This is a genomic window from Arenibaculum sp. (assembly GCF_035998295.1).
Classification (GTDB): Bacteria; Pseudomonadota; Alphaproteobacteria; order Azospirillales; family Azospirillaceae; genus DASYHS01.
The window spans coordinates 1-19,068 of sequence record NZ_DASYHS010000018.1; the positions used below are offsets into that span (position 1 = coordinate 1).

Below are 19,068 nucleotides of genomic sequence, written 5' to 3' on the forward strand. Positions count from 1 at the left end.
GTCGGGCGCCGATACGCCGACCAGTGCGGCGTATCGGCGCAACGTGCGGCCGGGCTCGCGGCCGACGGCGATGACGCGGTCGGCGACCGAGAGCGCGCGGCGCGCGAGGTGCTCCGGCTCGACCGTGATCATGAACAGGCCCTTCACGTCCCCGCCGAGCGCGTCGGCCGCCGGGCCGCCCTCGCATGGCAGCATGTGGTGCGCCTCGTCGACGACGAGCCAATGCGGCCGGCCGGTACGGCTGCGCAGGCCGTGGAACTCTGCCAACAGCCCCGCCAGGAACGCCGGCCGGTCCGCCGCCGGGATCCCGAGCAGGTCGAGCGCCACGCTGCGCCCCGGGTCCTCCAGGGCCGTCATCGCCTCGGGCAGGCTCGGCGGCCGGGTCGCGTCGCCGAGGCGCAGCAGCCCGGGCATCTGCTCGTAGTCCCCCTCCGGGTCGAGCACACAGACCTGGTGGCCGAGATCCAGGAGCCCTTCGATGACCGCGGTCGTCATGTTGGTCTTGCCGCCGCCGGACGTGCCGGTGATCAGCACGTCGTGCCGCAGCGGCGGCAGGTACACCGGCTCCCTTCCCTCCCGGTCCAGCCGCTCCCCGAGCAGGACCCGGTGGCGCCGGAGCGCGGGGTCGAGCGAGGCGAGGTCGTCGTCGAGCATGCGCTCGACCAGTTCGAGGACGCCCTCGCCGCGCGCCGCCCCGGTCACGAGGTCGACCTCCTCCTTCAGGCTGTCCAGCGCGTTGGCGACCGCGACCGAGCAGCCGCACCGCATCAGGAAGGCGTGGTCGTTCTCCGCGTCGCCGACGCCGACGACGTTGTGCGGCGCCAAGCCCAGGTCGCTCAGCGCGCGCTCCAGCCCGACCGCCTTGTTGATGCCCGACGGCAGCACCATCACGGCGTCCTTGTTGAAGATGATGTGGTGCTCCAGCCCCATGTCGCGGATCGCCTCGAGCACGGTGTCCTCGTGGGGGCGCCAGGTCGCGACGACGACCCGGCCGACGGAGATGCGCGGCACGCCGCGCTCGCGCAGCCGTTCGACGAAGGCCGGCGGCGGCGGCGGCCCGAGTTCCACCGTCTCGCGGGTGTCCGGACGGTAGAGCAGGCCGCCGTTCTCCAGGACCAGGCGGTCGAACCGGTCGAGTTCGGGGAACACCCGCTGGAGATCGTCGAGTTCGCGCCCCGTCACCAGGATCAGCTTGCGCCCGGCCAGGCGCAGCCGCTCCATCGCCGCCAGCGTGGCCTCCGGTACCCGCCCGTCCCGGGCGAGCGTGCCGTCGAAGTCGGTCGCGAGCGCGACGTAGTGCATGGCCTTCCCCCGATACCTGCTCCTGCCCCGCCTACGACAGGGTGGATCGGGGAAAGTTGCGCGGAGAGCGTTGCCGCCGGCGCCCGCCGAATCCGTTGCCCGGGGGCCTCGTCCATTCCGGCCGTCTGAGCCCTTGCCATCGGGACACCAAGTGCCATCTTGACGGCAAGGCAGCGAATGACTATCCTTCGCTGCGAAGGAGGGCACCCATGGCCGAACCCCAGCTTTCCGTCCGCAGCGCCAAGGCGCGCGATCTCGCCCACCGTCTAGCGCGACGCGAGAATCGCTCGATCGCCGACATCGTCGAGCGGGCGCTGGAAGCCTACGAGATCCGCGAGACGGGACGTGAGCCGGCATCGGCCTTCTATGCACGACTGTCTGCTAATTCAGGAACCGAGATCGATCTCGAGGCCGTCATCCGCGACTCGCGCCGCCCCCATCCGGGACCGGAGCTTTGATCTTCCTCGACACCAACGTCGTGTCGGAGACCTTGCGGAAATCGCCGGACGAGGCGGTGATCGCCTGGCTCGTCCGGCATGACGCCGAACTGGCCCTGCCGACCGTGACGATCGCCGAGATCGCCTTCGGTATCGCGAAGATCCGACCTGATCAGCGCGCCGCGCGGCTGGAGCAAGGGCTTGCCGATTGGCGGCGTCGCTTCGCGGACAGGATCTTCGGGCTGACCGAGGAGGCGGCGCTGGCCTATGGCGACATCATGGGAGACGCGTCCCGACGGGGGCTTTGCATGTCCGCGCCCGACGGCATGATCGCGGCCATCGCACGGGTCAACGGAGGGCGGCTCGCCACCCGCAATCTGGCGGATTTCGGCGCAACCGGCATCGAGCTGATCTCCCCGTGGGACTTCTGACCGGTACGGGGAGGAGCCCGCGCCGGTTACGTCGTTCCCTCACAAGTCCGTGCGAACCTCCCACAGCTCCGGGAAGAGCTGCACGTCCAGCATGCGGCGCAGGTAGCTGACCCCCGCGGTGCCGCCGGTCCCGGTCTTGAAGCCGATCACCCGCTCGACCGTGGTGACGTGGCGGAAGCGCCACTGGCGGAACGTGTCCTCCAGGTCGACCAGCTCCTCGGCCAGCTCGTACAGGCTCCAGTGGGTCTGCGGCGCGCGGTAGACGGCGAGCCAGGCGGCCCGCACGCTCGGGTCGGACCGGTAGGGCTGCGACCAGTCCCGCGACAGCCGGCCGGGGTCGATCGCGAAGCCGGCGCGCGCCAGCGCCGCGATCGCCTCGTCGTAGAGGCTGGGGGCGTTGAGCGCCGCCTCCAGCGGGCCGTGCAGGTCGTCGCGGTGGCTGTGGGGCGCCAGCATCCCCGGGTTCTTGTTGCCGAGCAGGAACTCGATCGTCCGGTACTGGTAGCTCTGGAACCCCGATGAGCGGCCGAGGAAAGGACGGAACGTGGTGTATTCGGACGGCGTCAGCGTCGAGAGCACGTCCCAGGCCTGGATCAGCTGCGCCATCACCCGCGAGACCCGGGCCAGCATCTTGAAGGCCGGGCCGAAGTCGTCCCCGCGGATCTGCGCCATCGCGCCGCGCAGCTCGTGCAGCGCCAGCTTCATCCACAGTTCGGATGTCTGGTGCTGGATGATGAACAGCATCTCGTCGTGATGGGGCGACAGCGGGCGCTGGACCGCCAACAGCTCGTCCAGCGCCAGATAGTCGCCGTAGCTCATCTCCGACGCGAAGTCGGTGTGCGCCTGCGGCGCGGCTGCACCGGTGTGCGCCTGCGGCGCGGCTGTACCGGTATGCGCCTGCGGCGCGTCTTCGCGGTCGCGGGTCATGGCGGCCTCCTCAGGTCACGGCGGCGCGGCGAAGGAACTCCGGACGGTCCCAGGCCCGCGTCTCCAGGATGTCACGCAGATGCGCGACCGCGTCCCACAAATCGACGTGGCGCACGTAGAGCGGGGCGAAGCCGAAGCGCATCACGTCGGGCCGGCGGAAATCCCCGATCATCCCGCGGTGGATCAGCGCCTGCATCACCGCGTAGCCCTCGGGATGGCGGACCGAGACCTGGTTGCCGCAGGCCTGCGGGTCCTCGGGGCCGAAGAAGGACAGGCCGAAACCCGCGCATTCGGCGGCGACCAGGCGCCGGAAGGTCCCGGTCAGGCTGACCGCCTTGGCGCGCATCAGGCCCATGTCGGCGGCCAGCAGCTCGTCCACCCCGACCTCCAGCGCCGCGAGCGAGAGCACGGGCGGCGTCCCGCACAGCGCCCGGCGGATGTCGGGCGCCGGCTCGTAGCGCTGCTCGAAAGCGAAGGGGGCGGCATGGCCCATCCAGCCGGCGAGCGGCTGGCGGAACGAGGCCTGGTGCCGCTCGGCGACGTAGATGAAGGCCGGCGCCCCCGGCCCGCCGTTCAGGTACTTGTAGCCGCAGCCGACCGCGAGGTCGGCGCCGGTACGGTCCAGCTCGACCGGCAGCACGCCGGCGCTGTGCGCGAGGTCCCACAGCATCAGGGCGCCGGCGTCGCGGGCGCGGCGGTTCAGCGCCTCCATGTCGTGGATCGCGCCGGTGCGGTAGTCGACATGGGTCAGCATCGCGACCGCGACGTCGCCGTCGATCGCCTCGCCCACCGCGCCCGAATCGACCAGACGCAGCTCGACCGTGCCGCCGAGCAGCTCCGACAGGCCCTGGGCCATGTAGAGGTCGGTCGGGAAGGCCTCGCGCTCGGCCACGACGACGCGGCGGCCGGGCCGCATGCCCAGCGCCGCGGCCAGCGCCTTGAACAGGTTGACCGAGGTCGAATCGGCGACGACCATCTGGCCCGGCGCCGCCCCGACCAGCCGGCCGATCTTGTCGCCGACGCGCCGAGGCAGGTCGATCCAGCCGGCGGCGTTCCAGCTCCGGATCAGGCCGCGGCCCCATTCCTCGCGCACCACCTGCTCGACGCGGCCCGGCGCCGCCTTGGGCAGCGGCCCGAGCGAATTGCCGTCGAGGTAGATCACGCCCTCCGGGAGCTCGAACCGGCCGCGCCGGTCGGCCAGCGGGTCGGCGGCGTCGAGCCGCGCGCAGTCCTCGCGGCCGGTCATCGCGCCAGCTCCCGCAGCACGGCGCGGACCGGGGCCGCGTCCAGGTCGGCCAGCTTGAGCGGCAGGGCGATCAGCTCGTAGTCGCCGGCGGCGACCTCGTCGAGGACGAGGCCCTCCAGAACCGCCATCTCGTTGGCGCGCAGGCGCGCATGGGCATCCATGGTCTTGCTTTCCTGGGGGTCGATCGAGGGGGTGTCGATGCCGACGAGGCGGCAGCCCCGCGCGGCGAGCAGGTCGATCGCGTCGGGATGGATCGCGGCGAAGCCCGGGTCCCAGCGGTCGACGGGGGCGCGGGCGTAGGTCTTCAGGATCACGCGCTCCGGCCGGTCGTCGAGGTAGGGAGCCAGCAGACCCGCGGTCACCAGCGGCCCGCACCCGGTCGCGTCGACGACGCGGCACGGCCCGAGATAGACGTCGAGGTCGAGCGCGCCCGCCGCCCGGCCGCCGGCGTCGTAGTGCAGCGGCGCGTCCGCATGCGCGCCGGTATGCGTCGACAGCGTGATGCGCGAGACGTTGACGGGGCAGCCCGGTCCGATCGCCCAGGTCCGCTCCTCCCGGTACTCGGTGTCGCCCGGCCAGACCGGTATCCCCGGCCTCAACGCCGGGCTCACGTCCCACAGCCGGGGCCTGCTCGTGCCCATGCGCCTCCCCTTCCCTCCTGCCCGCCGGAAAAACCGCCTTGCCCGTCCGCCGGTGAAGTTTTAAGCTTAAAATATCTGGGCCTCGTCAGGAAGGACAAATCGCGTGGAGAACGGCGGGACGCAAACCGGCGGGAACGCGCCGCTCGCGGGCCGGCACGCGCTGGTCACCGGAGCCGCGCGCGGCATCGGCGCCGCCATCGCCCGCCGGCTCGCGACCGACGGCGCGCGGCTGACGCTGCTCGGCCGCGACGCGGGCGCGCTGTCGGACCTGGCGGGGGAGACCGGCGCCGCCATCGTGACCGCCGACGTCACCGACGACGAGGCGGTCGCGGCCGCGTTCGCGGCGGCGGGCCCGGTCGACATCCTGGTCAACAATGCCGGCATGGCGCGGACGGCGCCGTTCCGGCGCCTCGACCGGGAGCATTGGGACGCGATGCTGGCCGTCAACCTGACCGGCGTCTACACCTGCATCCGCGCGGCGCTGCCCGCCATGACCGAGCGCGGCTGGGGCCGCGTCGTCAACGTGGCCAGCACGGCCGGCCTCAAGGGCTATCCATATGTCGCGGCCTATGTCGCGGCCAAGCACGGCGTGGTCGGCCTGACCCGGGCGCTGGCGCTGGAGACGGCGCGCGCGGGCATCACCGTGAACGCGGTCTGTCCCGGCTACACCGACACGGAGCTGGTCCACAAGGCGCTCGAGACGATCCAGGCGCGCACCGGCCGCAGCCGCGACGACGCGCTGCAGGAGCTGACCCGCGCCAACCCGCAGGGCCGGCTGGTCCGCCCGGAGGAGGTCGCGGACGCGGTCGCCTGGCTGTGCGGGCCGGCGGCGGCGAGCGTCACGGGCCAGGCGGTCGCGATCGACGGCGGGGAGCTGGCGTGATGGACGAGGGGGCGGTCCCGCTCGACTACGAGACGGCGGCGAGCGGCACCCACGAGCCGGAGCTGCGCCTGTGGCTGCGCCTGCTGACCTGCACGCTGATGATCGAGAACGAGGTGCGCTCGCGCCTGCGCGAGGCGTTCGACGTCACCCTGCCCCGCTTCGACCTGATGGCCCAGCTCGACAAGGCGCCCGACGGCCTGACCATGGGCGAGCTGTCGCGCCGCCTGATGGTGTCCAACGGCAACGTCACCGGCATCGCCGACCGGCTGGTCGCCGAGGGGCTGGTGGCGCGCGAGCCGTCGCCGACCGACCGGCGCACGGCCTTCGTCCGCCTGACGCCGGAGGGGCGCAAGGCGTTCCGGGCGATGGCGCGCCGCCACGAGGCCTGGATCGCGGACTTCTTCGAGGGCCTGTCGGCGGACGAGACGCGCGAGTTGATGCGGCTGCTGGGCAAAGCAAAACAATCCGTGCGCGGAAGCATGGGGAGGGAGCGACGTTGAAGACGAGAAGCATGGCCGACTACGAGGCCCGCCATTTCCTGTGGCAGGTCGAGGGGAAGGTCGCGACGGTCACGCTGAACCGGCCGGAGAAGAAGAACCCGCTGACTTTCGAGTCCTATGCCGAACTGCGCGACCTGTTCCAGGCGCTGGCGCACGACGCGGACATCAAGACGGTGGTCGTCACCGGGGCCGGCGGCAATTTCTGCTCCGGCGGCGACGTGTTCGAGATCATCGGGCCGCTGACCGAGATGAGCATGCCGGACCTGCTGCGCTTCACGCGCATGACCGGCGACCTCGTCAAGGCGATGCGCGCCTGCCCGCAGCCGATCGTCGCCGCGATCGACGGGGTGTGCGCCGGGGCCGGCGCGATCGTCGCGATGGCCTCCGACCTGCGTTACGGCACCGCGGGGAGCAAGGTCGCGTTCCTGTTCACCCGCGTCGGGCTCGCCGGCTGCGACATGGGCGCGTGCGCGATCCTGCCGCGCATCGTCGGCCAGGGCCGCGCGGCCGAACTGCTGTACACCGGCCGCTCGATGGACGGCGCCGAGGCCGAGCGCTGGGGCTTCTACAACCGCCTGTGCCCGCCGGACGAGGTGCTGGCGGAAGCGACGGCCATGGCCCGCCGGCTGGCCGACGGGCCGACCTTCGCCCATGCCATGACCAAGCGCATGCTGCACGAGGAATGGGCCATGGGCGTCGACGAGGCGATCGAGGCCGAGGCGCGGGCACAGGCCGTGTGCATGGCGACGAACGACTTCCGCCGCGCCTTCGACGCCTTCGCCGCCAAGCGCTCCCCCGTGTTCGAGGGCGACTGATGCCGGACCGCAGCTTCCTGTCCTGGCCGTTCCTCGACGACGCGCACCGGGACCTCGCCGGCGAGATCGAGAGCTGGGCCGCGGCCGAGCTGGCGCCGCTCGCGCATGGGGCCGAGCGCGACCTCGACGGCACCTGCCGCACGCTGGTGCGCCGCCTGGGCGAGGACGGCTGGCTGCGCCGGGTCGTCCCGGCGTCCCACGGCGGCGCGGCGGAGCGCCTGGACGTGCGCTCGCTGTGCCTGATCCGCGAGACGCTCGCCCGTCATCTCGGCCTCGCCGACTTCTCCTTCGCGATGCAGGGCCTGGGCAGCGCGCCGATCAGCCTGTTCGGCGGCCGGGACCTGAAGGACCGCTACCTGCCGGGCGTGCGCGACGGGCGCGCCATCGCCGCCTTCGCCCTGTCGGAGCCCGACGCCGGCTCCGACGTCGCCGCCACCGCGACGACGGCGATCCGGGACGGCGGCGACTGGGTGCTCGACGGCGCCAAGACCTGGATCTCCAACGGCGGCATCGCCGACCATTACGTCGTCTTCGCGCGCACCGGCGAGGCCCCGGGCGCCAAGGGCCTGTCGGCCTTCGTCGTGGATGCCGACGCGCCGGGGCTGGAGATCGCGGAGCGGATCGAGGTGACCGCCCCCCACCCGCTCGCGACCTTGCGCTTCGCGGGCTGCCGGGTGCCGGGCGACCGGCTGATCGGGCGCCCGGGCGAGGGCTTCAGGATCGCGATGGCGACCTTGGACGTGTTCCGCTCGACCGTCGGGGCGGCGGCGCTGGGCTTCGCGCGCCGGGCGCTCGACGAGGCGCTGACGCGCGCGGCCTCGCGCAGGATCTTCGGCGCCACGCTCGCCGACCTGCAGCTCGTCCAGGCCAAGCTCGCCGACATGGCGGTCGAGGTCGACGCGGCGGCGCTGCTGGTCTACCGGGCCGCCTGGACCAAGGACGGCGGGGCCGAGCGGGTGACCCGGGAAGCCAGCATGGCGAAGCTGTACGCGACGGAGGCGGCGCAGCGCGTCATCGACGCCGCGGTGCAGATCTTCGGCGGGCTCGGCGTGACGCGCGGCGTGCCGGTCGAGGAGCTGTACAGGGAAATCCGGCCGCTGCGCATCTACGAGGGCGCCTCGGAGGTGCAGAAGATCGTGATCGCGCGCCAGACCCTGGCCGCGCACGCCGGCGACGGAGAGCGCACGAAGGCCTGAGGGGCGGCGCCGGGGTGCGGCGCCGGAACACGAGAGGGAGATTGAGGGATGTCCGCCGGTTCCGCGCATGTCGACACCTTCGCGCACGACAACCTGCCGCCGCGCGATCAATGGCCGGTCATGAACTTCGACCTGCCCGAGCTTCGGTATCCCGAGCGCCTGAACTGCGGGGTCGAGCTGCTCGACCGCATGGTCGGGCAGGGCCATGGCGACCGGCCCTGCATCATCGCGCCCGGAGGCACCTGGACCTACTCCGACCTCAAGGACCGCGCCGACCGGATCGCGCGGGTGCTGACGGAGGATCTGGGCGTGGTCCCCGGCAACCGGGTGCTGCTGCGCGCCGCCAACAACCCGATGATGGTCGCGTGCTGGTTCGCGGTCATGAAGGCGGGCGCCGTCGCGGTCCCGACCATGCCGCTGCTGCGCGCCGGCGAACTGACGGTCGTCGCCGAGAAGGCGCAGGTCACGGTCGCGCTGTGCGACGCCCGGCTGGCCGACGAGATGGAGGCGGCCCGCCGGCGGGCGCCGGTGATCGGGCGCATCGCCTATTTCAACGGCGAGGGCGGTCCGGAGAGCCTGGAGGCGCGCATGGCCGCCAAGCCGGGCGGCTTCGCGAACGTCGACACCGCGGCCGACGACATCTGCATGATCGCCTTCACCTCGGGCACCACCGGCACGCCGAAGGGCACGATGCACGTCCATCGCGACGTGCTGGCGATCTGCGACACCTTCTCGCGCCATGTCCTGAAACCGCAGCCCGACGACGTCTTCTGCGGCAGCCCGCCGCTGGCCTTCACCTTCGGGCTGGGCGGGCTGGTCACCTTCCCGCTGCGGGTCGGTGCCGCGACCCTGCTGCTGGAGAAGGCGACGCCGGACGCGCTGCTGGACGGGATCGCCGCCCACCGGGCCACGGTCTGCTTCACCGCGCCGACGGCCTACCGCGCCATGCTGGGCCTGCTGAAGGACCGCGACATCTCCAGCCTGAGGAAATGCGTCTCCGCCGGCGAGGCGCTGCCGCTGCCGACCTGGCAGGCCTTCCGCGAGGCGACCGGGATCGAGATCATCGACGGCATCGGCTCGACCGAGATGCTGCACATCTTCATCTCGGCCTCGGGCTCCGACATCCGGCCGGGTTCGACCGGCAGGCCGGTGCCGGGATACGAGGCCTGCGTGCTCGACGAGGAGGGCCGGCCCGTGCCGCCCGGCACCGTGGGCCGGCTCGCGGTGCGCGGGCCGACGGGATGCCGCTATCTCGCCGACGACCGCCAGCGCAACTACGTCCAGGGCGGCTGGAACCTGACCGGCGACGCCTACAAGATGGATGAGGACGGCTATTTCTGGTACCAGGCGCGCACCGACGACATGATCGTGTCGTCCGGCTACAACATCGCCGGTCCCGAGGTCGAGCGCGCGCTGCTGGCCCATGCCGACGTCGCGGAATGCGCGGTGATCGGCGCGCCCGACCCTGAGCGCGGGCAGATCGTGAAGGCGTTCGTCGTCCTCAAGCCCGGCGTCGAGGCCGACACCGCGAAGGCCAAGGCGCTGCAGGACTTCGTGAAGCAGGAGATCGCCCCCTACAAATACCCGCGCGCGATCGAGTTCGTCGAAGCCCTGCCCCGGACGGAGAGCGGCAAGGTGCAGCGCTTCCGGCTGCGCGAGATGGAGCGCGGGCGGCTCGAGGAAGCGAAGTGACGGACGCCGACGCGCTGCGCCGGGACCCGCCCCGGCTGCCCCCGGGCGCGTTCCGGTCGCCGGTGCGGATCCGCTTTTCGCACACGGACCCGGCGGGCATCGTCTATTTCGCGAACTACTTCGACATGTTCAATGCCGTGGTCGAGGACTGGGTCAACCAGGCCCTCGGCCTCGACTACGCCGACCTGATCCTGACGCATCGCCGCGGCCTGCCGGTCGTCCATGCCGAATGCGACTTCCTGCGGCCGAGCCGGATGGGCGAGACGATCTCGCTCGGCGTCGTGGTCGACCGGGTCGGCGGCAGCTCGATCGACATCCGCATCATTGGCGAGCACGGGGCCGGCGCGGAGGTGGAGACGCGCCTGGTCGGCCGGCTGGTGCTGGTCGTCATGTCCGTCGATACCCACCGGGCGATCCCGATCCCCGCCGACCTCCGTTCCGCCATCGACAGCTATCGGACCGCCTGCCATGGATGACGCCCTCTCTCCCGACATCGGGTTCCAGTTCCTGCAGCCGCCGGGCTGGCCGAAGCCGAGGGGCTACGCCAACGGCATCGCGGCGACCGGACGCACCGTCTTCGTCGGCGGCCAGATCGGCTGGGACGAGACCGGCACGTTCCGCGAGAAGGACCTGGCCGGCCAAACGCGCCGCACGCTCGAGAACATCGTCGCCGTGCTGCGCGAGGCCGGGGCCGGCCCCGCCAACGTCACCCGCCTGACCTGGTACGTCACCGACATCAAGGAGTACCGGGAGCGCCAGCGCGAGCTCGGCCAAGCCTACCGGGACGTAATGGGCCGGCACTACCCCACCATGGCGCTGGTCCAGGTCGTCTCCCTCGCCGAGCCGGAAGCGCTCGTCGAGATCGAGGCGACGGCAGTGGTCCCGTGATGGCCGCGGCCCCGGTGCGGATCGGCGCCGTGCTGGTCGGCCAGCCGGCGCCGTTCGGCCGGCCGGGCCAGACGAGCGCGATCGTCAAGGCCCCGGTATCGGGCCCCGCCACGGTCGGCACCGGCGGCGTCGAGGGCGACCGCCAGGCCGACCTCCGGGTCCATGGCGGCCCCGACAAGGCCGTGAACCACTATCCCTTCGACCACTACGCGACGTGGCGGGCCGAATTGGGCGGCCGGGACGACCTGCTCTCGGCCCCGGGCGCCTTCGGCGAGAACCTGTCCACGACCGGGCTGACCGAGGCCGATGTCTGCATCGGCGATACCTGGCGCGCCGGGACCGCATTACTCCAGGTGTCGCAGACGCGCCAGCCCTGCTGGAAGCTGAACCAGCGCTTCCAACTCCAGGACATGGCGGCGCGGGTGCAGCAGACCGGCCGCACCGGCTGGTACTGGCGCGTGCTGGAGCCCGGGACGGTGCAGGCCGGCGACGCGCTGACGCTGGCGGAGCGCGCCTGGCCGGACTGGCCGCTTGCCCGCCTGCTGCGCGTGTTCTACGTCGACGTGCTCGACCGGGACGCGCTGCGCGAGTTGGCCACCCTGCCCTGCGTGCCGGCGTCGTGGCGCGGCCGCGCCGAGCAGCGCCTCGCGCGCGGCGAGGTCGAGGATTGGGGGCCGCGCCTCGGCGGCGGCGCGACCCGCCTGTAGGCGCCTATCACGCGCCGCGCTCGCGCCGGTAGTGAAGGATCACCGCACCGGTGTCGAGCGGCTTCGCCTCGATCAGCGCCAGCGGCACCCGGGGCCGCCCTTCCTCGAACAGGCGCTTGCCGGCGCCGAACAGCTCCGGCGTCACCATCAGCCGGTACTCGTCGACGAGGTCGAGCGCGACCAGGCTGTTGGCGAGCCCGGCGCCGCCGAACGAGTACAGGTCGCCCGACGCCGTCTCCTTCAGCCGCCCGACCGCGCCCGCGACGTCGTCGCGCACCAGGGTCGCGTTCCAGCCGGGATCGCCGTCGAGCGTGCGCGAGAATACCGTCTTCGGCAGGCGGTTCATCGTCCCGGCATAGGCGATGCCCGCCGCGGGGCTGTCCGGGTCGGTGTCGGCGGCGCTCCAGAACCCCTTGTTGAACAGGAAGTTCGTCCGCCCGTACAGCAGGTGGCCCGCGCGCTCCAGCGCGTAGCCGGACCAGTGCCGCTCCAGGTCGTCCGACCACGCCGGCGGCACGAACGTGCCGCCCGGCATCTCGATGTAGCCGTCGAGGCTCGTGAACATCGACAGGACCAGCTTAGCCATCTCAATCTCCATACCAGTTGGTAATTGCAACTGGTATGGTTTAGCTGAACCGTCTCAGTTCTGCAAGTGGAAAACGACGGCACCTTGCCCGGGGCGCACGGCCATGGCAGGGTGCCCCGGACAACAGGGAGAGGCGACCCGCGATGACGTCCGAGGCGGCCAAGCCGGCAGCGGCCCTCGCCGGCCAGTTCCTGCGCTTCGGCATCGTCGGGACGGTCGGGTTCCTGGTCGACGGCGCGATCCTGGTGCTGTCGATGGCGCTTCTCGGCACCGGCCCTTATCTCGGCCGCGTCGTCTCCTATCTGGGCGCCGCGACGGCGACCTGGGCGCTCAACCGCACCTTCACGTTCCGCGGGCGCCACCATGGGCCGGCGCACCATCAATGGGCGCGCTTCATCGCCGTCAACGCGGTCGGCGGGGCGGTCAACTACGCCACATATGCCGTGCTGGTCATGGTCTCGGCCACAGTGGCCGCCCATCCCGTTCTCGGCGTCGCCGCCGGTTCGATCGCCGGCCTAGCCTTCAACTTCACGGGCTCGCGCCTGCTCGTCTTCCGCCGGGCATGAAGTTTTGTTGAACAATCTCCATCATCCGTTCAACGACGGGAGGGAGGAATGGCAACTCGCGGAACCCCGGAGGCGCGGAGCATTGCGGCCGACGTCACGGCGCAACGGCGCGTGCTCGTACTCGACGCCGCGCGTGCGGAGGGATTGGTCGGCGACGACAAGGACACGCACATCAGCGGCCGCGTGCGCCGCCACCTGGTGGAAGCGGCCAAGCGCCGCTCCGGCATCGACTCCGATACCGGCCTGATCGAATACGCGCTCGCCCGCGTCGCGCTGGAGGACGATTTCGGCGACCGTCTGGTCGCGCGCAAGGGGACGATCCCGCCGGACATCGATCTTGGCATTTGACCTCGGCCACGCGCTGCGGCGCCTGCGTGCACAACGCGCAGGGCCACCGCCCGTACGGCGGCACGATGCCGAACTGCCCTTTGTCGAGAAGGCCGCTGCCGTCGGTCCTCCCCTGCTGCTCGACACCTGCGTCTACCTGGACGTTCTCCAGGGCCGGTCGCCCGATGCCCTGGACCGGCTGCTGGGCACGCGTGTCAGCTATCACAGCGCCGTCTGCGTCGCGGAGTTGACCCACGCTTTCGGCCTGCTCGATCCCGCCCACCCGGGAACGCGCGCCGTGCTGGCGCAGCTTTCGGCGACCGTCGGGGACATTCCGGCCCGGCGGATCGTCGTCCCCGACGCCGATGCCTGGGGCACGGCGGGCGCGCTTGCGGGCATGCTGTTCCGCCTCGGCGGCTTCCAGGCCGGACAGGAGAAGACCTGCCTGAACGACGCCCTGATCCACCTGCAGGCGCGCAAGGCCGGCCTGATGCTGGTCACCCGCAACCTGCGCGACTTCGACCTGCTCGACCAGCTCCTGCCGGGCGGGCGCCTCCTGTTCTACCGCAGCGCCTGAACCGCCCATTACTCCTCGTCCTCCTCCCATTCCGGATACTGCTCCGGAGCGGACCCGGCCTTGGCCAGAACCTTGGGATAGCGCGCGCCAGGGATCTTGGCACCCGACCCGATCATCTCGACCCGGAACAGCCACTCGTCGCCGTAGTCGAACAGGAAAACGAGGGTGTGCCCGATCGCCGGGAACGCCGCGGCCACCCGGGTCTTCCTGACGCTCTCGGCGTCGCCCGCCTCGCCCATGTCGGCGAAAAGCTCGTATTTCGGCCGGGCCTCCCTCAGCGTCTCGTCGGTCAGGCCGGAGTAGAAGCCGAAGGCGTGGTCGAAATCGAAGTCGAAGGCGCGCACGATGCCCTTCGCCAGATCGTACAGCGACTTGCCGTCGTCGATCTCGATGTCCCGGTGGACGGACGGATCGTCCCACAGCGCCACTCGGAAGATATGCGTGCCGGCCGTTGCCATTCGGCTCTTCTCCGCCGGCCGGCCGCTTCGCCGAAGGGGATCACTCATAGCTGAGGGCCCCCATCAGACCCGTGTCGATGGCCATCCGGTAGACCGTGACGGCGAATCGCGGATCGTCGGCAAGCGCCTCGGGATCGTTTGGGAGAGGCAAACCGGTGAGATAGTCGAGCAGATCCTCCAGCCCCTCCTGATCGAGCGACACGACGACGCCGCAGGTGATGGCGAACGCATCCGGTCTGGCGAGACGCATGGCGAGCACGGCCCCCTCGGGGGCGGTTCTCTCCAGGCTCTCGTCCACCAGCCAGACCTCGCCGCCGCACAGAACGTCTTCCACCACGAGGCCGGCCGTCTCATGCGGGCCTTTGACCCGAAACACGGAGAACCACGCCCGGACCAGGACGAGGGCCATGCCCGTCTCGTCTCCGGGAAACCCGGCACGGGATCTGGCGTAGCGCTCGATGGCACGCGAGCGGCCCGGCCTGGCCGTGTAGAGAGCCAGGTCGAACACCGACGCCATCTCCTTCTCGGTCTCGGCCACCAGCATTTTGCCGTGGGCGAGGCCGAGCCGCTTTGCCGCCTCCAGCAGACCGGCACGCGAGATGTTGGCCATCGCCGCCTCCTGCACCGCGGCGCAGACGGCACGATGTCGCTGATAGCGAGCCAGAACCTCCCCGCGCGTCATGTCGGCTTCTCCATGCTTCATGCCGTCCGCCCCGGCACCTGCACCAGCTTCACAAACCGTGGTCGCGCGCACAACCGGAACCGTCGGCCGGCCCGCGGCCAAATGCGATGGCCGTACCACCCCTGGCAAAACCGTTCCCGAGATGATATTTTAAGCCTAAAATATCTTGGCGCCCGCATCGGGCCTGCAGACGGGAGACGGTACGGCATGAAGATCGTGTGCATCGGCGGCGGCCCGGCCGGGCTCTACTTCGCGATCCTGATGAAGAAGGCGGACCAGCGCCACGACATCACGGTGTACGAGCGCAACCGCCCCTACGACACGTTCGGCTGGGGCGTCGTGTTCTCGGACGAGACGCTGCGCAACCTCGACGGCGCCGACGAGAAGTCGAAGAAGCAGATCCTCGACAGCTTCGCGCATTGGGACGACATCGACATCCACTTCAAGGGCCGGGTCATCACCTCGGGCGGCCACGGCTTCTGCGGCATCGCGCGCAAGAAGCTGCTGAACATCCTCCAGGAGCGGGCCGAGGAGCTGGGCGTCAAGCTGGTGTTCGAGACCGAGGTCGAGGGGCCGCAGCAGTTCCCCGACGCCGACCTGATCGTCGCCGCCGACGGCATCAACAGCCGCGTGCGCACCATGTACGCCGACCACTTCAAGCCGGACATCGACCGGCGCAAGTGCAAGTTCGTCTGGCTCGGCACCAAGAAGGTGTTCGAGGCGTTCACCTTCGCCTTCGAGGAGACGGAATGGGGCTGGTTCCAGGCGCACGCCTACCGCTTCGACCAGGACACATCGACCTTCATCGTCGAGGCCCGGGAGGAGACCTGGCGCGCGGCCGGCCTGGAGCAGGCCGACACCCAGGCCACGATCGACTTCTGCGAGCGCCTGTTCGGCCGCTATCTCGACGGCCACGGGCTGATGGCCAACAGCCGGCACCTGCGCGGCTCGGAGTGGATCAACTTCCCGCGCATCGGCAACGAGACCTGGGTCAAGGACAACGTCGTGCTGATGGGCGACGCCGCCCATTCCGCCCATTTCTCGATCGGCTCGGGCACCAAGCTGGCGCTCGAGGACGCGATCGCGCTGGCGCGCAAGTTCGGGGAGTTCGGCGACGACGTGCCGGCGGCGCTGAAGGCTTACGAGGACGAGCGCAAGATCGAGGTGCTGAAGATCCAGTCGGCGGCGCGCAACTCGACGGAGTGGTTCGAGAACGTCGCGCGCTACGTCCATCTCGATCCCGAGCAGTTCGCCTATTCGCTGCTGACCCGCAGCCAGCGCATCAGCCATGAGAACCTGCGCCTGCGCGACCGCACCTGGCTGGAAGACATGGAGAAGTGGCTGGCGACCCGGGCGACCGGCCGCCCGCAGCAGGTGCCGGTGCCGCCGATGTTCACGCCGTTCAGGCTGCGCGGGCTGGAGCTCGCCAACCGGGTCGTCGTCTCGCCCATGGCGATGTACAGCGCGGTCGACGGCGTGCCGGCGGACTTCCACCTCGTCCATCTGGGATCGCGCGCCCAGGGCGGCGCCGGCCTCGTCTACACCGAGATGACCTGCGTGTCGCCCGAGGGCCGCATCACCCCCGGCTGCGCCGGCATGTACGAGCGCCGGCACGTCGAGGGCTGGAAGCGCATCACCGACTTCGTCCACGCTCATTCGGAAGCGAAGATCTGCCTCCAGCTCGGCCATTCCGGGCCGAAGGGGTCCACGAAGCTCGGCTGGGAGGGCTACGACGAGCCGCTGGAGAGCGGCAACTGGGAGGTGATCGCCCCCTCCCCCGTGCCGTGGGGCCCGCGCAACCAGGTCCCGCGCGAGATGACGCGGGCCGACATGGAGGCGGTGGTCGCCGATTTCCGCCGCGCGACCGAGTGGGCGGTCGAGGCCGGCTTCGACATGGTCGAGCTTCATGCCGCCCACGGCTACCTGATATCGAGCTTCATCACGCCGCTGACCAACCGGCGCACGGACGAGTACGGCGGCAGCCTGGAGAACCGCCTGCGCTTCCCGCTGGAGGTGTGGGACGCGATGCGCGCCGCCTGGCCGTCCGACCGGCCGATGGCGGTCCGCATCTCGGCGACCGACTGGGTGCCCGAGGGCATCGGCGCCGAGGACGCGGTCGAGATCGCGCGCGCCTTCAAGGCGCACGGCGCGGACCTGATCGACGTCTCGGCCGGCCAGACCTCGACCCAGGCCAGGCCGGTCTACGGCCGCATGTTCCAGACGCCCTATTCGGACCGCATCCGGAACGAGGTCGGCATCGCGACGATGGCGGTCGGCAACATCTACGAGACCGACCACGCCAACTCGATCGTCGCCGCCGGCCGGGCCGATCTGTGCGCGCTCGCGCGGCCGCACCTGTCGGACCCCTACTGGACTCTGCACGCCGCGGGCCAGCTCGGCTACGAGGCCCAGCACTGGCCGAACCAGTACCTGTCGGGCCGCCAGCAGTACCTGCGCAACCTGCAGCGCGCGGCCGACATGGCGATCTCGATCTGACGGGACGCCGCACGGGCCGGTAACCGAAACGTCACCGGACCGTGCGGTTCCCCGACACATCGAGACGGTAGGGTCGCCCCCGCCAACCCGATGGGAACAGCGAGGGATCACCCATGACGAACTCCGTCGAGCCACGGCGCTGGATCAGCCGCCGGTCCTTCCTCTACGGCGGCGCCGCCGCCGGCGGCACGCTGGTCGCCGCGACCGCCCTGCCCGGCCGGCTGCTGGCCCAGGCGCCCGCGATCGTGACCGCGCCGTCGCGCCGCATCGCCATCCCCTACGGCGTCCAGGCCGGCGACCTGGACCGGGGGCGCGCCGTCGTCTGGAGCCGGGCCGACCGGCCGGCGCGGATGCTGGTCGAGGTCGCCACGACCGAGAGCTTCCGCGACGCCCGCCGGATCGAGGGGCCGATGGCGCTCGCCGATACCGACTTCACGGCGAAGCTCGACCTGACCGGCCTGCCCGAGGGGCAGACGGTGTTCTACCGCGTCACGTTCCAGGACCTCGCCGACCTGCAGAGCCGCAGCGAGCCGGTGGTCGGCCGCCTGCGCACGCCGCGCGCCGACGGAGCCGTGCGCTTCACGTGGTCGGGCGACACCGCCGGCCAGGGCTGGGGCATCAACCCCGATTTCGGCGGCATGCGCATCTACGAGACGATGCGCCGGGTCGAGCCCGACTTCTTCATCCATTCCGGCGACACGATCTATGCCGACGGCCCGATCCGCGAGACGGTCGAGATCCCAGGCGCGGCCACGTGGCGCAACCTGGTGACGCCGGCGAAATCCAAGGTCGCCGAGACGCTGGACGAGTTCCGCGGCAACCATGCCTACAACCTCCTGGACGAGAACCTGCGCCGCTTCAATGCCGAAGTGCCGATGTTCGCCCAGTGGGACGACCACGAGGTCACGAACAACTGGTACTGGGAGGAGCGGCTCGACGCGGACGAGCGCTACCGCGAGAAGTCCGTGGCGGTCCTGGCCGCCAACGGCCGGCGCGCCTTCATGGACTACATGCCCGTGCGCCAGGACCCGATCGAGCGCGATCGGCTCCATTCCAGCTTCCGCTACGGCCCGCATCTCGAGGTGTTCCGCCTGGACATGCGCAGCTACCGCGGGCCCAACACCGCCAACGACCAGGCGTCCCTGGGGCCCGACACGCGCTTCCTGGGGGATGCGCAGCTGCGCTGGCTCCGGCAGGCGCTGCTCGCCTCGAACGCGACCTGGAAAGTGATCGCGGCCGACATGCCGATCGGCGTCGTGGTCGCGGACAAGCTCCCCACCGGCCCCGGCTCCGAGGCGATCGCCCAGGGCGACGGGCCGCCGCTCGGCCGCGAGATGGAGATCGCCGACCTGCTGCGCTTCATCAAGCACGCCGGGATCCGCAACACCGTCTGGCTGACCGCCGACGTCCACTACACCGCCGCGCATTACTACGACCCGAACGCGGCGAAGTTCCAGGACTTCGAGCCGTTCTGGGAGTTCGTGTCGGGTCCGCTGAACGCGGGCACCTTCGGCCCCAACCCGCTCGACGACACCTTCGGCCCGCAGCTCGTATACGTGAAGGCGCCGCCGGAGGGGCAGGTGAACCTGCCGCCGTCCGCCGGCCTCCAGTTCTTCGGGCAGGTCGACGTCGCCGCCGACGGGGCGATGACCGTGACGCTGAAGGACATCGAAGGAAACAGCCTCTACACGAAGCGGCTGATGCCGGCGGC

At 71.0% G+C, this 19,068-nt stretch carries 22 protein-coding genes; 15 read left to right on the forward strand and 7 right to left on the reverse strand.

Features of this window, described 5'->3' with window-relative positions:
* A partial coding sequence (locus VGO20_RS01440; RefSeq protein ID WP_327500499.1) for an HAD-IIB family hydrolase occupies positions 1-1,302 on the reverse strand: 1,302 nt, incomplete at its 3' end.
* Positions 1,303-1,511: 209 nt separating this feature from the next.
* Here VGO20_RS01440 and VGO20_RS01445 point away from each other — a divergent pair.
* Positions 1,512-1,760 carry a type II toxin-antitoxin system VapB family antitoxin gene (locus tag VGO20_RS01445; protein ID WP_327500500.1) on the forward strand — a complete coding sequence of 83 codons (249 nt, stop codon included), beginning with the start codon at positions 1,512-1,514 and terminating at the stop codon, positions 1,758-1,760.
* Positions 1,757-2,170, forward strand: coding sequence for a type II toxin-antitoxin system VapC family toxin (locus VGO20_RS01450; protein WP_327500501.1), 414 nt, complete (start codon positions 1,757-1,759; stop codon positions 2,168-2,170). The genes VGO20_RS01445 and VGO20_RS01450 overlap by 4 nt, the downstream gene beginning before the upstream one ends.
* Before the next feature lie 39 nt (positions 2,171-2,209).
* Here VGO20_RS01450 and kynA read toward each other — a convergent pair whose 3' ends face one another.
* Genes kynA through kynB form a run of 3 tightly spaced genes read right to left on the reverse strand, consistent with a single transcriptional unit; the run spans position 2,210 to position 4,984 of the window.
* A complete protein-coding gene (kynA, locus tag VGO20_RS01455; RefSeq protein WP_327500502.1) occupies positions 2,210-3,097 on the reverse strand; it encodes a tryptophan 2,3-dioxygenase in 888 nt (295 codons plus the stop codon).
* 10 nt (positions 3,098-3,107) lie between these two features.
* Positions 3,108-4,343 carry a kynureninase gene (gene kynU, locus VGO20_RS01460; RefSeq protein ID WP_327500503.1) on the reverse strand — a complete coding sequence of 412 codons (1,236 nt, stop codon included), beginning with the start codon at positions 4,341-4,343 and terminating at the stop codon, positions 3,108-3,110.
* Positions 4,340-4,984: an arylformamidase gene (kynB, locus tag VGO20_RS01465; RefSeq protein WP_327500504.1), complete on the reverse strand. Its 645-nt coding sequence runs from the start codon at positions 4,982-4,984 to the stop codon at positions 4,340-4,342. Before kynB ends, kynU begins: the two co-directional genes overlap by 4 nt.
* A gap of 103 nt (positions 4,985-5,087) precedes the next feature.
* Here kynB and VGO20_RS01470 point away from each other — a divergent pair, with 103 nt between their 5' ends.
* The 8 genes from VGO20_RS01470 to VGO20_RS01505 are packed head-to-tail and all read left to right on the forward strand — an operon-like array spanning position 5,088 to position 11,665.
* Positions 5,088-5,867, forward strand: a complete 780-nt coding sequence (locus VGO20_RS01470) for an SDR family NAD(P)-dependent oxidoreductase (RefSeq protein WP_327500505.1) — start codon at positions 5,088-5,090, stop codon at positions 5,865-5,867.
* Positions 5,867-6,367 (forward strand): MarR family winged helix-turn-helix transcriptional regulator, encoded by a 501-nt coding sequence (locus VGO20_RS01475; protein WP_327500506.1) that lies wholly within the window; start codon positions 5,867-5,869, stop codon positions 6,365-6,367. The genes VGO20_RS01470 and VGO20_RS01475 overlap by 1 nt, the downstream gene beginning before the upstream one ends.
* Positions 6,364-7,182 (forward strand): enoyl-CoA hydratase family protein, encoded by an 819-nt coding sequence (locus VGO20_RS01480; RefSeq protein WP_473964850.1) that lies wholly within the window; start codon positions 6,364-6,366, stop codon positions 7,180-7,182. Before VGO20_RS01475 ends, VGO20_RS01480 begins: the two co-directional genes overlap by 4 nt.
* Positions 7,182-8,378 carry an acyl-CoA dehydrogenase family protein gene (locus VGO20_RS01485; protein ID WP_327500507.1) on the forward strand — a complete coding sequence of 399 codons (1,197 nt, stop codon included), beginning with the start codon at positions 7,182-7,184 and terminating at the stop codon, positions 8,376-8,378. The genes VGO20_RS01480 and VGO20_RS01485 overlap by 1 nt, the downstream gene beginning before the upstream one ends.
* Before the next feature lie 48 nt (positions 8,379-8,426).
* On the forward strand, positions 8,427-10,070 hold the full coding sequence (locus tag VGO20_RS01490; RefSeq protein WP_327500508.1) for a benzoate-CoA ligase family protein: 1,644 nt from the start codon (positions 8,427-8,429) through the stop codon (positions 10,068-10,070).
* Positions 10,067-10,546 (forward strand): acyl-CoA thioesterase, encoded by a 480-nt coding sequence (locus tag VGO20_RS01495; RefSeq protein WP_327500509.1) that lies wholly within the window; start codon positions 10,067-10,069, stop codon positions 10,544-10,546. Before VGO20_RS01490 ends, VGO20_RS01495 begins: the two co-directional genes overlap by 4 nt.
* Positions 10,539-10,958, forward strand: a complete 420-nt coding sequence (locus VGO20_RS01500; RefSeq protein ID WP_327500510.1) for a RidA family protein — start codon at positions 10,539-10,541, stop codon at positions 10,956-10,958. Before VGO20_RS01495 ends, VGO20_RS01500 begins: the two co-directional genes overlap by 8 nt.
* Entirely contained in the window at positions 10,958-11,665 is a 708-nt protein-coding gene (locus VGO20_RS01505) for an MOSC domain-containing protein (RefSeq protein ID WP_327500520.1), read from the forward strand. Before VGO20_RS01500 ends, VGO20_RS01505 begins: the two co-directional genes overlap by 1 nt.
* Positions 11,666-11,672: 7 nt before the next feature.
* Here the strand turns inward: VGO20_RS01505 and VGO20_RS01510 are convergent, their stop codons facing one another.
* A complete protein-coding gene (locus VGO20_RS01510) occupies positions 11,673-12,251 on the reverse strand; it encodes a dihydrofolate reductase family protein (RefSeq protein ID WP_327500511.1) in 579 nt (192 codons plus the stop codon).
* Positions 12,252-12,394: 143 nt separating this feature from the next.
* On the opposite strand from VGO20_RS01510, the gene VGO20_RS01515 reads away from it, so the two are divergent.
* Genes VGO20_RS01515 through VGO20_RS01525 form a run of 3 tightly spaced genes read left to right on the forward strand, consistent with a single transcriptional unit; the run spans position 12,395 to position 13,721 of the window.
* Positions 12,395-12,817 carry a GtrA family protein gene (locus VGO20_RS01515; protein WP_327500512.1) on the forward strand — a complete coding sequence of 141 codons (423 nt, stop codon included), beginning with the start codon at positions 12,395-12,397 and terminating at the stop codon, positions 12,815-12,817.
* A gap of 48 nt (positions 12,818-12,865) precedes the next feature.
* Positions 12,866-13,165, forward strand: a complete 300-nt coding sequence (locus VGO20_RS01520) for a hypothetical protein (protein WP_327500513.1) — start codon at positions 12,866-12,868, stop codon at positions 13,163-13,165.
* Positions 13,155-13,721 (forward strand): type II toxin-antitoxin system VapC family toxin, encoded by a 567-nt coding sequence (locus VGO20_RS01525; RefSeq protein WP_327500514.1) that lies wholly within the window; start codon positions 13,155-13,157, stop codon positions 13,719-13,721. Before VGO20_RS01520 ends, VGO20_RS01525 begins: the two co-directional genes overlap by 11 nt.
* An 8-nt stretch (positions 13,722-13,729) precedes the next feature.
* Here the strand turns inward: VGO20_RS01525 and VGO20_RS01530 are convergent, their stop codons facing one another.
* Complete coding sequence (locus VGO20_RS01530) at positions 13,730-14,179, reverse strand: IS1096 element passenger TnpR family protein (RefSeq protein WP_327500515.1); 450 nt, start codon at positions 14,177-14,179, stop codon at positions 13,730-13,732.
* 40 nt (positions 14,180-14,219) lie between these two features.
* Entirely contained in the window at positions 14,220-14,861 is a 642-nt protein-coding gene (locus tag VGO20_RS01535; protein WP_327500516.1) for a DUF7986 domain-containing protein, read from the reverse strand.
* A 207-nt stretch (positions 14,862-15,068) separates the two neighbouring features.
* Between VGO20_RS01535 and VGO20_RS01540 the strand changes: the two genes are divergently transcribed.
* Both VGO20_RS01540 and VGO20_RS01545 read left to right on the forward strand, forming a co-directional pair.
* Entirely contained in the window at positions 15,069-17,357 is a 2,289-nt protein-coding gene (locus VGO20_RS01540; protein WP_327500517.1) for a bifunctional salicylyl-CoA 5-hydroxylase/oxidoreductase, read from the forward strand.
* Between the two features lie 113 nt (positions 17,358-17,470).
* Positions 17,471-19,068: alkaline phosphatase D family protein (locus VGO20_RS01545; protein WP_327500518.1), on the forward strand; the 1,598-nt coding region annotated here is incomplete at its 3' end.

Bases quoted from the DNA above. Each gene is read 5' to 3' on its own strand.
- VGO20_RS01530 (WP_327500515.1), bottom strand. From the start codon at position 14,179: ATGGCAACGGCCGGCACGCATATCTTCCGAGTGGCGCTGTGGGACGAT.
- VGO20_RS01485 (WP_327500507.1), top strand. From the start codon at position 7,182: ATGCCGGACCGCAGCTTCCTGTCCTGGCCGTTCCTCGACGACGCGCAC.
- VGO20_RS01535 (WP_327500516.1), bottom strand. From the start codon at position 14,861: ATGACGCGCGGGGAGGTTCTGGCTCGCTATCAGCGACATCGTGCCGTC.
- VGO20_RS01475 (WP_327500506.1), top strand. From the start codon at position 5,867: ATGGACGAGGGGGCGGTCCCGCTCGACTACGAGACGGCGGCGAGCGGC.
- VGO20_RS01500 (WP_327500510.1), top strand. From the start codon at position 10,539: ATGGATGACGCCCTCTCTCCCGACATCGGGTTCCAGTTCCTGCAGCCG.
- kynA (WP_327500502.1), bottom strand. From the start codon at position 3,097: ATGACCCGCGACCGCGAAGACGCGCCGCAGGCGCATACCGGTACAGCC.
- VGO20_RS01510 (WP_327500511.1), bottom strand. From the start codon at position 12,251: ATGGCTAAGCTGGTCCTGTCGATGTTCACGAGCCTCGACGGCTACATC.
- kynB (WP_327500504.1), bottom strand. From the start codon at position 4,984: ATGGGCACGAGCAGGCCCCGGCTGTGGGACGTGAGCCCGGCGTTGAGG.
- VGO20_RS01520 (WP_327500513.1), top strand. From the start codon at position 12,866: ATGGCAACTCGCGGAACCCCGGAGGCGCGGAGCATTGCGGCCGACGTC.
- VGO20_RS01540 (WP_327500517.1), top strand. From the start codon at position 15,069: ATGAAGATCGTGTGCATCGGCGGCGGCCCGGCCGGGCTCTACTTCGCG.
- VGO20_RS01505 (WP_327500520.1), top strand. From the start codon at position 10,958: ATGGCCGCGGCCCCGGTGCGGATCGGCGCCGTGCTGGTCGGCCAGCCG.
- kynU (WP_327500503.1), bottom strand. From the start codon at position 4,343: ATGACCGGCCGCGAGGACTGCGCGCGGCTCGACGCCGCCGACCCGCTG.
- VGO20_RS01490 (WP_327500508.1), top strand. From the start codon at position 8,427: ATGTCCGCCGGTTCCGCGCATGTCGACACCTTCGCGCACGACAACCTG.
- VGO20_RS01445 (WP_327500500.1), top strand. From the start codon at position 1,512: ATGGCCGAACCCCAGCTTTCCGTCCGCAGCGCCAAGGCGCGCGATCTC.
- VGO20_RS01515 (WP_327500512.1), top strand. From the start codon at position 12,395: ATGACGTCCGAGGCGGCCAAGCCGGCAGCGGCCCTCGCCGGCCAGTTC.